This is a genomic window from Methylobacterium sp. B1 (genome assembly GCF_000333255.1).
GTDB classification, from domain to species: Bacteria; Pseudomonadota; Alphaproteobacteria; order Rhizobiales; family Beijerinckiaceae; genus Methylobacterium; species Methylobacterium fujisawaense.
The window spans coordinates 1-11,786 of the sequence record NZ_BACT01000082.1; the positions used below are offsets into that span (position 1 = coordinate 1).

Here is an 11,786-nt window from a genome sequence, read left to right on the forward strand (position 1 = left end):
GCCGGGACGACCGCTGCCGCCCAACATGGCCCCGGGCGTCCCGGGCCGCCCGTTCGTGCCGCCGGGACAGGGCGCGGCGCCAGGACAGGTTCCGCCCCCCGGAGGCGTGCCGCCGGGACAGCCGCCGGTGGGTGGCCCTGGCCGGCCGGCCGATCCCGGCCCCGGTGCCTTCAACCGACCGGGCCAGCCGGGCTACGTCCCCGGCGGCTTCCGGCAGAACGACACGGTGCGCGACTTCGAGCAGGTCCGCAGCGACCGCCGCGAATTCGTCGAGGATGGCCGGACCTACTACCGGGAGCCGGGCCGCATCATCGTGCGGGATCGCGACAGCTACCTGATCCGCCACGACGAGAACGAGCGCTTCCGCGACCTCGACCCGCGCGGCTACCGGTTCGAGCGTCGGGGCGCCGAATTCTACAGCTACGTCGCGTGGTCCGGCGGCGGCCAGATCGTCACCGTCACGGACGATGACGGCCGGCTGCTGCGCCGCTACAGCCGCTACCCCGACGGCCGGGAGGTCGTCCTGATCGACAACAGCTATTCCGGCCCGCTGCGCCCGATCTACGAGGACGTGGTGGCGCTGCCGCCGCCCGACATCCGAATCCCGCGGGACCGCTACATCGTGGACTACGCCCAGGCCGACGAGGCGGAGGTCTACGAGGCGCTGACGGCACCGCCGGTTGTCCCTGTCGAACGCCGCTACACCCTCGATCAGATCCGCTACAGCCCGGACCTCCGCGCCCGTCTGCGCTCGGTCGACATCAACACGATCACCTTCGATACCGGCTCGTTCACCGTGACGCCGGATCAGGCGGCCAAGCTGTCGGTGATCGCCGCGGCCATGAACCGCGCGATCCAGGCCAATCCCCGGGAGGTCTTCCTGATCGAGGGCTTCACCGACGCGGTCGGCTCCGACATCGACAATCTCTCGCTGTCGGATCGGCGTGCCCAATCGGTGGCGACCGTGCTCACGGAGCAATTCCGGGTGCCGCCAGGCAATCTCACCACCCAGGGCTACGGCGAGCAGTATCTCAAGGTGAACACGCAGGGCCCATCGCGGGAGAACCGCCGGGTCGTGGTCCAGCGGATCACGCCGCTGCTGCAGCAGGGTCCGGATCAGGGACAGGCAGCGCCTCCGCCTCCGCCGGCGCAGCCGCCGCGCTGAATCGGTCGCCGCGCAGGGTTGCCCTGCGCGGCGCTCCACGGTCCGGAGCGCTGCCCTGCGTCGGGGCAGGTGGCAGAGGTGGACGGGAGGCGACCCGGTCGGACGGAACGGCGTGGTGCTGATCCCAGGCAGCCTGTACGGTCGCCTCTCATCGTCGCCCTGCGGCTGTGCCACCGCCCGCCCCGCGCGATCCGAACCAGGAGATCCGCCCATGAGCGCGCGCAGCCACGCCCGACATGTCGTCGACCAGTTCGGCGCGCAGGCCTCCGCCTACGTGACCAGCGCCGTACACGCGGCGGGCGCCGACCTCGACCGGATCGGCGTTCTTCTGCGCGCGCGGCCGGGTGCCCAGGTCCTCGACCTCGGCTGCGGCGGCGGCCATGTCGCCTTCACGGNCGCCGCCGCCGGCGCCGCCGTCACGGCCTACGATCTTTCGGCCGAGATGCTGGCAGCGGTCTCCGCCGAGGCGTCCCGGCGGGGTCTCGACCGGATCGAAACCCGGCAGGGCGGCGCCGAGACCCTGCCCTTCCCGGACGCGATCTTCGACGCGGTGCTGACCCGCTACAGCGCCCACCACTGGCGCGACGTCCCGGCGGCGCTGGCCGAGGCGCGGCGGGTGCTGCGGCCGGACGGACTGCTCGTCGTCAGCGATATCGTCGCTCCGGAGGATCCGCTGCTCGACACGCACCTGCAGGCCGTGGAGCTGCTGCGCGACCCCTCGCACGTGCGCGACTACCGGGTTTCGGAATGGCGCGCCCTTTTGGAAGCGGCCGGGTTCGAGCCCGGCGCCGTGATGGCGAGCCGGCCGCGCATGGACTTCGCCAGCTGGATCGCCCGGATGCGCACGCCGGAGATCCATGTCGCGGCGATCCGCGCCCTCCAGGCTGCGGCGCCCGCCGAAGTCACCGCCCATTTCGGCATCGAGGCCGATGGCAGTTTCCTGCTCGACGCCGCACTGATCGAGGCGACCCCGAGGCTTGGCCGTTGAACGGTCGCGGACACATCCCCATGTTGCAGGACCGCGCCACCAGAGGAAGCCGTCCCCGCCCAGCGGGTTCCCGGCTCAATGATCCGGTCTGATCGAGCTCCTCGTCGTCGTCCTGCTGATCGCGCTCAACGGCGTCTTCTCGCTGTCGGAGCTGGCCCTGGTCTCGGCTCGCAAGAGCCGGCTGCGCGCCTTGGCCGAGGAGCGCCGTGCCGGCGCGAAGGCCGCCCTCGCGCTGGCCGAGGAGCCGGGGCGGTTTCTGTCCACCGTTCAGATCGGCATCACGCTGATCGGCATCCTCTCCGGCGTGTCTCGGGCGCGGCTTTGGGCGACCGCCTCGCCCTGATTCTGATCGATCTGGGCTTGGCAAGGGCTGGGCCGACACTCTGGGCTACACCCTGGTGATCGGCGTGATCACCTACCTGTCGGTGATCATCGGCGAACTGGTCCCCAAGCACCTCGCCTTGCGCAACCCCGAACGGATCGCCTGCATGGTCGCGCCCGGCATGCGGGTGGTCTCGCGCGCGGCTCTTCCGGCCGTGTGGCTCCTCGACGCTTCGACGCGGGCGGTGTTCCGGCTGATCGGCCAGGAGACAGAAAGCGCCAGCGCGGTGACCGAGGAGGAGATCCGTAGTCTCGTGGCCGAGGCCGAGACCGCGGGCGTCATCGAGGGCGACGAGCGGGCGATGATCTCCGGGGTCCTGCGCCTCGGCGACCGTCTGGTGCGCGGCGTCATGACTCCGCGCACCGACGTGACCTGGATCGATCTCACCGATGATCCGGAGACCGTCCGGGCACGCATTTTCGCCAGCCCCTATGCCCGTCTGCCCGTCGCCGATGGCGGCCCCGACGCGATGATCGGCGTGCTTCAGCTGCGCGACCTGATCGGCCCCTTGTCGCGGGGGGAGCCCCTCGACCTGCGCGCGCAGGTCCGCGCGGCGCCGGTGCTTCCGGACACGCTCGATGCCCTCGACGCCCTGGATACGCTGCGCCGGGCCTCGGTGCCCATGGCGCTGGTGCACGACGAGTATGGACATTTCGACGGGCTCGTGACCCCGGCCGACATCCTCGATGCCATCGCCGGAGCGTTCCTGTCGGAGGATACGGAACCGGACGCGGTGCCCCGCCCGGACGGGTCCTGGCTGATCGCGGGTTCGATGCCGGTCGATGAACTGACCGACCGGCTGGGCCTGCGTCTCCCGCCCTCGCGCGACTATGCGACGGTCGCCGGCCTGGTCATCGCGGTGCTCCAGCACCTACCGGAGACGGGCGAGACCTGCGACATCGCCGGCTGGCGGTTCGAGGTCGTGGATCTCGACGGACGGCGCGTCGACAAGTTGCTCGCGAGCCGTCTCGCCGAAACCGAGGCGTCGTAGCTCAAGCGGTCTCGCCGGACAGACGCCGCGCCGCGCGTGCCCGTCCGATCAGCGGCAGCAGACCCGCGAGGTCCGGGCCGTGCTCCAGCCCGGTCAGCGCGAGGCGGAGCGGCATGAACAGGCCCCTCCCCTTCGCGCCGGTCCGGCTGCGGATCTCCGTCGTCCACGCTTTCCAGGTCTCCGGGCCGTATGGCTCCGGGGGCAGGGTCTCGCGAGCGGCCGAGATCACGGCCGGCTCGGTGAGGACAGGCTCGACCGGGCCGGCGACGACGCGCCACCAATCGGCCGCCTCGGGGACACGGCCGAGATTGGCCCGGACCGCCAGCCAGAAGGCTTCGGCCCGATCCGCCGGAATCCCGAGATCGGCGAGGCGCGCGGCCGCCTCCGCGTACGGCATGGCGTGGATCAGTCGGGCGTTGAGGCCGTCGAGTTCCGCCGGATCGAACCGGGCGGGCGCCCGCGAGATCTCGCCGAGGTCGACGAGGCGCGCGAGGGTGTCGAGATCCGGGACGGCCCGCACGGATTCGGCCGAGCCGGTGAGCACGGCCAGCGAGCGGACCGCCGCGGGCTCGTAGCCGGCCTCGCGCAGGCCCCGCAGCGACAGGTGGCCGAGGCGCTTCGACAGCCCCTCCCCGTCGGCGGTCGTCAGCAGGTTGTGGTGGCCGAGACCGGCACGGTAGCGCCCAGGGCCTCGAAGATCTGCACCTGCACGCCGGTGTTGGTGACGTGATCCTCGCCGCGGATGACGTGGGTGACGCCGAGATCGGCGTCGTCCACCACCGACGGCAGCGTGTAGAGATAGCTGGCATCGGCGCGGATCAGGACCGGGTCCGACAGGGACGCGCAGTCGACATGGGCCGGACCGCGGACGAGATCGTCCCAGGTGACGGTCCGCGCCTCCAGAAGGAAGCGCCAATGCGGGCGGCGGCCCTCGGCCTCGAACGCCGCGCGCTCCTCGGCGGTGAGCCGCAGAGCCGCCCGGTCGTAGATCGGCGGCTGGCCGCGTCCGAGCTGGCGTTTGCGGCGGCGCTCCAGCTCCTCCGGCGTCTCGTAGCAGGGATAGAGCCGGCCCGCTGCGCGGAGGCGGTCGGCAGCGGCGTCATGCTGCGCCTTGCGGGCGCTCTGCTTCGCGAACAGATCGGGCACGATGCCGAGCCACGCGAGATCCTCGGCGATCGCCGCGGCGAAGGCTTCCGTGGAGCGCTCCGCGTCGGTGTCGTCGAGCCGCAGCAGGAAGCGCCCCCCGGTCCGGCGGGCGTACAGGGCGTTGAGCAGGGCCGGCCGGGCGTTGCCGATATGGAGGTAGCCGGTCGGCGACGGTGCGAAGCGGACGAGAGTCATGGACCGCTCTGTAGCCGATCTCTGCGGGAATGTGCGCGGGACTTCATGACGGCGCCGGACCGATGCACCGCCCTGCGAAGTCCCGCTACCCAGGAGGTGGAAAACCCGTCAGAAGGGCGCGCGTGGTGCGGTGCGGGATATGAGCGGCATGGCGACGGACGTAACGGCCGACATCGTGGTGGTCGGCGGCGGGATGGTCGGCCTCGCCAGCGCCATCGCGCTGAAGGATCGCGGCCTCGACGTGGTCCTGTGCGATCCCGGCGAGGCCCGATCCCGGACCTCCTACGGCAATGCCGGCGTGGTCAGCCGCGGCTCGATCCTGCCGATGTCGAGCCCCGCCCTTTGGGGCAAGCTTCCGGCCTACCTGCGCAACGCCGATTGCGGCCTGCGCCTGCACTACGCGCATCTCCCGCGGATCATCCCCTACACGGCGCATTTCCTGGCGGCCGCCCGCGCCTCCCGGTGGCGCCGCGCGGCAGCGGCGCTGCTCCCCCTGACGACCGCCGCCTATCCGGCCCATGAGCGGCTGGCCGCCCGGGCGGGGACCGGCGACCGGCTTCAGCGGACCGGCTGGATCAAGGCCTATCGCACGGAAACGGCCTTCGCGGCCGCGGCCCTGGAGCGGGAGATCCTGGCGAGCCACGGCGTCGCCTTCGAGATCCTCGACACGGCGGCCCTGCGCGCCCTCGAGCCGGCCCTGGTGCGGCCCTACGCGCGGGGGATGCTGCTGACCGAGACCGGCTCGGTGCGCGAACCCGGCCGTCTCATCGAGGCCTGCGAAGCCCTGTTCGACGCTCTCGGCGGTCGCCGCCTGCGCAGCCACGTCGCCCGCTTGGCGCCCGAGGCGGGCGGGTGGCGCATCGATCACGACAGCGGCGCGGTGCAGGCCCGCCAGGTCGTCCTGGCGGCCGGCGCCGCCTCGGGAGCGATCGCCCGATCCCTCGGCTATCGCTTCGCGGTGGCGGCCGAGCGCGGCTACCATCGCCACTACGCCCTGCATCCGGACAGCCCGCCGCTGACCCGGCCAGTCCTCGACACGGGGGCCGGCTCCATCCTGTCGCCGATGGGCGACCACCGGGTGCGGGTCCTGTCCGGCGTGGAACTCAACGCCCGCCGCGCCGCACCCGATCATACCCAGATCGAGGCGGCATCCCGGGAAGCGGCCGGAACGCTCCGGCTCGGCGGGCCCCTGGACAACGCGCCGTGGCTCGGCTCCCGCCCATCGACGCCCGACGGGATGCCGGTCATCGGCCGGGCACCGCGTCACAGCGGCCTGCTGTTCGCCTTCGGCCACGGCCATATCGGGCTGTCCACCGGGCCGATCACCGGCGAGATCGTCGCCGATCTCGCCACCGGCCGCACGCCCGCGGTGCCGGTGGCCGCCTTCGCGCCGGAGCGGCTTCTGCGCTGGCCGCGCCTGCTCTGACGGCGCTCCCGCTCTCAGCGCCAGTCGTAGGGGTTGTAGGGCTCGAGCGCAGCCTGGACCTTCCGCAGGACGTCCGGCTGCCGCTGGAGATCGGCCTCCCGGGCCAAAGCCCGGAGGAACGCTTGCGGGCCATGTTCCAGATCCCGCGCCAAGCCGTTGTAGCGGTCGGCGGGCTCGACATGGGGGGGATTCACCGCGACGCGGTACGCGAGGCCGCAATTCGGCGGGTCGATCCCGAGCCGATAGCAGATCCGCACCCGGGCGAAGGGCACGTCAGGGCGATAATCGACCCGGTACCCGCCGAACCGGAAGGCACCTCCGGTCACGCGCTCGGCATAGGCCAGCGTCCGCGCCACCGTGGTGAAGCCGGCGGTGCGCCGGTCACGCACGAGATCGATCGCCGCGCGCTCCGTCGGGACGAAGGGCTGTGCACAGGCGGTACCGGACACCAGCGCGGCCAGGAGAGCGGGAACGACGAATCTCATGGCTTCTTCATGCAGACCGCGACGGGCTCGGCATCCTTGGCCGCCTTGGCGGTCATGTCGAGGCAGCCGACGGTGGATATACCGTCCGTCTGTGTCACGGACGGCAAAACCGCCATGCCCCGGCAATAGGCACCGATCAATTCCTCGTCACGACGACAGGCCACATCCAGGCGCACTTGGCTGTTCATCGACGGCCCCGGCGGACCGGGCGGCCCGGCCGGACCCGTCTCGCCCGTGGGACCGCGTGCCCCGGTCGCTCCGTTCAGGCCCGCAGGCCCCGCTGGCCCCGGAGGCCCCCGGTCACCCGTCGCACCGGGAGGTCCTGCCGGCCCCGGCTTCGGCGCGTCACAGGCGCCGAGCGCGAGCGCCATCGCGCCGAGCAGGAGCGCGATCGGTGGGCCTCTCATGCGGGTCTCCGGTGGGGCTTGCGCAGAGGGAACTTGGTGCGCAACCCAATCGGGTCAACGGCGCCTCGTCGATCGCCCGCATCGATACAACCAAAAGTAGTAGTCCCTGGATAAACCAGCTCTCGCCGATCGAATTAAGAGTTTTGCAAAATCTTGGCGTCACATCGACTTGTATGGCCATGTCTGACTGATCTGCTTGCTCATGAACGCCCGAAGACACTTCAGCGCGCGGAGCAAAGCGACGTCAGGTTGTCTGCTGAAGAGCCTGGGGCGTGACGCCAGCGGCGCGGCCGCGGTGGAATTCGCCCTCGTGGCGCTGCCCTTTCTCGCGCTGTGCGGCGCGGTCATCCAGATCGCCTTCCAGATCTGGGCGACGCAGAACTTCGATCGCGCCCTGCAGAACGCGGTCCGGACGATCTTCACCGGCCAGTTCCAGCTCGATACGGCGGGTCAGACCGATCCGGCGATCCTGCTCGCGGCCCTGAAGACCCGGATGTGCGGTCCGGCCAGCACGCCCGTCGCCACGGTCTTCAATTGCCAGAACGTCAAGATCGACGTCGCGACGGCGAGCAGCTTCGCGAATGCCACCGCTGCCAAGCCGATCGATACCGCGACGGGTACGTGGAACACCAGCTTCGGCAGCAACTACAAATGCGCTTCGCCGGGGACGATCGTGATCGTCACCGCGGCGGTGCCGTTCCCGACCTTCTTCAACCTGATGGGTCTGAACACGCGGCAATTCACCAGCGGCTCCGCAGCGGGATCGAGCCTTCTGACCTCCACCGCGGTGTTCCGGACCGAGCCCTACCAGATCGTCGGAGGGAGCCCATGCCCGTCGTCTCCGTCCTAGCCCGCCAGGCAGCGCGGCTGCGGCGCGACGGGCGTGGCGGCGCGATGGTCGAATTCGCCGTCATCCTGCCGCTCCTGCTCGCGATCTGGGCCGGCATGACCGAGGTGGCGCACGCCATCGACGAGTGGCGCAAGCTCACGCAGCTCGCCCGCACCGTGGCGGATCTGACGGCGCAGGGCGACACGCAGAACCCGATCAGCCCCACCTTGATGAACGACATCATCGCCTCCGCCACGGCGGTGATGCGCCCGTTCGATACGTCGAAGGTCACGATCGTGGTCAGCGCCATGGGCGTCGACCTGAAGAACCCGAGCCCGGTTCCGCTGGTCTGCTCCAGCGTCGCCAACGCCAACGCCACCGCGCGCAGCCCCGGATCCGCGGCCGACCTCACCGTCCCGGACGGCTACCTGACGCCGGGGATGCGCTACGTCCAGGCAGAAGTCACCATCAGCTACGCGCCGATGATCGGCAGCACCCTGGTCAAGCTCGCCAAGGGCGTCAACGGCACGATCACATTCAAGAGCAGTGCGCCTTGGCCGACCCGCGGCGGAAAGGCCTACGGCGCCAACACGTACACCGAGGTCGTCCTTCCGGACACCAAACACGCGAATTGCGATGGCACAGTGGTCAATCGTGCGTCCTGACAGCGCCCCCAAGCCGCGGCGACCCCGGTTCTTCCACGATCGCGGCGGCAACGTCGCGCTGCTGTTCGCGTTCCTCAGCGTCCCGATGCTGATGCTCGGCGGCGCGGCGATCGACTACGGGTTCGCCACACGGCTGGAGACGAAGCTGCAGGCCGCGACCGATGCCACCGCCCTGCTCCTCTGCCAGACGCCGCTCGCCACGCCGCAGGCCGACCTCAACACCCTCGCCGTGACGACCATGACCGGCGCCATGGGGACCGCAAACCTCGTGGTCGATCCTCTGGCCATCACCAACAACCCCCGCAAGATCACCCTGACCACGCACAAGCTGTCGACAACCTTCTTCGGCGCGCTCACCGGCACCAAGCGGATCAATCCGGGCGCCGTGGCGCAATGCGCCACCCCGCTTCCGAAGACCTTCGAGATCGCGCTGGTGCTGGACAATACCGGTTCGATGGCGGAATCGAGCGGCGGCCAGTCGAAGCTCAAGGCCGTGCAGTCGGCTGCGGCGAACTTCGTGGACTACGTCTACACCAGCGCGGCCTTCTCCAGCGCGACCAAGATCGCGATCGTGCCCTTCGCCGGCGCCGTGGCGGTCGATCCGACGGCCTACCGCTACGCCTCCTGGATCGATCTGAACGGCATATCGAGCTACCACTGGACCAATATTGTCCAGTCGCCCCCCGCGCCGTTCAAGAGCCGCTTCGACGTCTTCGCCAAACTGCAGGCCGTCAACCGCGCCTGGGGCTGGGCCGGGTGCCTCGAAACGCTGTCGTACCCGCTCAACGTGCAGGACGGCGCGCCAACCGCCTCGAACAAGGATTCCTACTACGTGCCCCTCCTGGCACCGGACGAGCCGGGGGATGCCAGTGCGCAGGTCGCTCCCTTCCCCGTCGGCAGTCAGAATCCGACGGCCTACAGCTACAACAGCTACCTCGACGACCGCACCGGCGGCAGCTGCCAGAACAGCAATTCCTACACGACGGCGCTCGGACAGGCGTGCAAGTACGTCAACCCGACGGACGCCGTGTCCGCCTCTCCCCTCGGCATCCCGAACGGTCCGAATTTCGGCTGCACGACTCAACCGCTTCAACGGCTGACCAACAACACATCGACCCTGAAGACCCTCATCAGCAACATGGCGCCGCTGGGATCGACCAATATCCATGAAGGGTTCATGTGGGGCTGGCGCACGCTCTCGCCCAACAGCGTCTTCGCCGACGGACAGCCCTACGCGTCGAGCACGAACAGCTCGAACGCGTCGACGATCAACAAGGTCATCATCCTGATGACGGACGGCACCAACAGCTGGAGCGCCAATCCGTACGCGCCCACCGGATCGCTCTATTTTGCGGCCGCCTACTTCAAGAACGCCAACGGCACGACACCCAATCCGCGCATGCCGCCGAAATACCAGAACATCGCGGATGCGAACACGGCCCGCTCCGCCCTCGACGCCCTGACGGCGGAGGCGTGCAGCAACGCCAAGGCGGTGAACATCTCGATCTACACGATCGGATTCAGCATTCCGTCCGACCCGATCGACGCAGCGGGTCAGACCCTGCTGAAGAACTGCGCCTCGTCGGCCGACCAATACTTCCTCGCCAACACGTCGGACGACCTGATCAAGGCCTTCCAGACGATCCAGGCGAGCATCGGCGCGCTGCGCCTGACGCAGTAGACCACGCGATCGGAGAAAGCGGCGCCCCGGCGTTGAGCCGGACCGCGCTCAGTCGTCGCGGTAGACCCGCTCGCGGCGCTCGTGCCGCTCCTGGGCTTCGAGCGACAGGGTGGCGATCGGCCGCGCGTCGAGCCGGCGCAGGGAGATCGGCTCGCCGGTCTCCTCGCAGAAGCCGTAGGACCCGTCCTCGATCCGGGCGAGAGCCGCGTCGATCTTGCCGGTGAGCTTCCGCTGCCGGTCCCGCGCCCGGAGCTCGATCGCCCGGTCCGTCTCGGACGAGGCGCGGTCGGCGAGGTCGGGATGGTTCTCGTTCTCGCTCTGGAGCGCCACCAGCGTATCCTGCGCCTCGCGCAGGATGTCGTTCTTCCAGCTCAGCAGCTTGCGCCGAAAGTATTCGCGCTGCCGGTCATTCATGAAGGGCTCGTCGTCGGACGGGACGTAGCCGTCCTCCAGCTGCACCTTCGCCATGCGTCACCCTCGCTGGATGGTAAACCGCCCACCAGGGGATGGCCGGTGTGCGGCGATAACGTGAGGTGCCGTATAGTCGAGGTGCCTCAGCGCTACAACGCACACAGATGCAGGGGTTGTAACCGGCTGTCACTGCATCGCCGCGTGCGGCAAACAGGCCACGGTACAGATCTTTTACGCTGTCATTGGGTCCGCAGCCGTACGATCGCGGCGGCGATTTCAGCGGTGAGGCTTCGGGCGAGCGGCAGCCTGTAATGGGTTTGATCGAAGAACTGGTCCGGATCCGCCGCCGCGGACCGGCCGTCGCGCCAGTCGACCACGGTGCTCAGGGCGTGCTGCGCGAGCACCGCGCGCACTTCGGCCCGGCAGGCGGCCTCGGCCCGCGCCCGAGGGCTGCCGGGCGGCGGCTCGGCCCGCGCGTAGACCGGGGGAAAGACCACCACGACCGGCGTCGCCGCCGGGATACGGGCCAGCTCGGTGCGCAGCCGCGCTGCGATCGGGAACGGGCCGCCATGATGCAGCTCCGGCTCGGGTCCGACCGGCTTTTCCAGGGCCGCCTTCTTGGCCGGATCGATGCCGAAGCCCTGGCTCAGGTAGTTGCGCTCGTAATCCCACCAGCCGTCGGCCGCGGCGGTCTTGTGGCGCGGATTCAGGAGCCAGCCGAGGCGGTTGACCGTCTCCTGCGCGGCCGAGAAGCGGATGAGCCCCCTCAGATAAGTGGGCCAGTCGCCCACGAGCCAGTAGGGGAATCCATGCTCGCTCGGAAAGGCGGGGTCGTCCGCGCACCAGAATGCGTCGGCCGAGAGCACGATCGCGTCGGGCCTCGCATGGTGCTTCAGATACCAGCCGAGCAGGGCGAACTGCTCGGAGGGACCGGTGGCGGGCACCGAGAGCTGCAGAAACGGAATGCCGGTGAGCCGCGTCAGGGCTGCCGGCTCGATCAGCTGGATATGCGAAT

At 69.9% G+C, this 11,786-nt stretch carries 12 protein-coding genes and 1 pseudogene; 8 read left to right on the forward strand and 5 right to left on the reverse strand.

Annotated features, from left to right (window positions below; translation table 11 throughout):
• The 4 genes from I53_RS02335 to I53_RS02345 all read left to right on the forward strand — a co-directional run.
• Positions 1-1,165, forward strand: a 1,165-nt coding sequence (locus I53_RS02335) for an OmpA family protein (protein WP_043346224.1), incomplete at its 5' end; no start/stop codon positions are given.
• A gap of 211 nt (positions 1,166-1,376) precedes the next feature.
• Positions 1,377-2,153 (forward strand): class I SAM-dependent methyltransferase, encoded by a 777-nt coding sequence (locus I53_RS02340; RefSeq protein ID WP_043346213.1) that lies wholly within the window; start codon positions 1,377-1,379, stop codon positions 2,151-2,153.
• Positions 2,154-2,310: 157 nt separating this feature from the next.
• Positions 2,311-2,496 (forward strand): CNNM domain-containing protein, encoded by a 186-nt coding sequence (locus I53_RS36065; protein ID WP_374701291.1) that lies wholly within the window; start codon positions 2,311-2,313, stop codon positions 2,494-2,496.
• Between the two features lie 55 nt (positions 2,497-2,551).
• Entirely contained in the window at positions 2,552-3,526 is a 975-nt protein-coding gene (locus I53_RS02345; protein WP_374701289.1) for a hemolysin family protein, read from the forward strand.
• A gap of 1 nt (position 3,527) precedes the next feature.
• Here I53_RS02345 and I53_RS02350 read toward each other — a convergent pair.
• Positions 3,528-4,867: pseudogene (locus I53_RS02350) on the reverse strand (glutamate--tRNA ligase).
• 148 nt (positions 4,868-5,015) lie between these two features.
• Here I53_RS02350 and I53_RS02355 point away from each other — a divergent pair.
• Entirely contained in the window at positions 5,016-6,293 is a 1,278-nt protein-coding gene (locus I53_RS02355; protein ID WP_043346214.1) for an FAD-binding oxidoreductase, read from the forward strand.
• Positions 6,294-6,307: 14 nt separating this feature from the next.
• On the opposite strand, the gene I53_RS02360 is transcribed toward I53_RS02355, so the two are convergent.
• Positions 6,308-6,778, reverse strand: a complete 471-nt coding sequence (locus I53_RS02360; RefSeq protein WP_043346216.1) for a hypothetical protein — start codon at positions 6,776-6,778, stop codon at positions 6,308-6,310.
• Positions 6,775-6,966 (reverse strand): hypothetical protein, encoded by a 192-nt coding sequence (locus I53_RS34800; protein WP_244538877.1) that lies wholly within the window; start codon positions 6,964-6,966, stop codon positions 6,775-6,777. Before I53_RS34800 ends, I53_RS02360 begins: the two co-directional genes overlap by 4 nt.
• Before the next feature lie 514 nt (positions 6,967-7,480).
• On the opposite strand from I53_RS34800, the gene I53_RS02370 reads away from it, so the two are divergent.
• The 3 genes from I53_RS02370 to I53_RS02380 are packed head-to-tail and all read left to right on the forward strand — an operon-like array spanning position 7,481 to position 10,360.
• Positions 7,481-8,035 (forward strand): TadE/TadG family type IV pilus assembly protein, encoded by a 555-nt coding sequence (locus I53_RS02370; protein WP_051044627.1) that lies wholly within the window; start codon positions 7,481-7,483, stop codon positions 8,033-8,035.
• Positions 8,014-8,679: a TadE/TadG family type IV pilus assembly protein gene (locus I53_RS02375; protein WP_043346219.1), complete on the forward strand. Its 666-nt coding sequence runs from the start codon at positions 8,014-8,016 to the stop codon at positions 8,677-8,679. The genes I53_RS02370 and I53_RS02375 overlap by 22 nt, the downstream gene beginning before the upstream one ends.
• Positions 8,651-10,360 carry a TadE/TadG family type IV pilus assembly protein gene (locus I53_RS02380; RefSeq protein ID WP_043346221.1) on the forward strand — a complete coding sequence of 570 codons (1,710 nt, stop codon included), beginning with the start codon at positions 8,651-8,653 and terminating at the stop codon, positions 10,358-10,360. The genes I53_RS02375 and I53_RS02380 overlap by 29 nt, the downstream gene beginning before the upstream one ends.
• A 48-nt stretch (positions 10,361-10,408) precedes the next feature.
• Here the strand turns inward: I53_RS02380 and dksA are convergent, their stop codons facing one another.
• Together dksA and I53_RS02390 are read right to left on the reverse strand one after the other, a co-directional pair.
• Positions 10,409-10,828 carry an RNA polymerase-binding protein DksA gene (gene dksA, locus I53_RS02385; RefSeq protein WP_012322444.1) on the reverse strand — a complete coding sequence of 140 codons (420 nt, stop codon included), beginning with the start codon at positions 10,826-10,828 and terminating at the stop codon, positions 10,409-10,411.
• 182 nt (positions 10,829-11,010) lie between these two features.
• Positions 11,011-11,786: hypothetical protein (locus I53_RS02390; RefSeq protein ID WP_043346222.1), on the reverse strand; the 776-nt coding region annotated here is incomplete at its 5' end.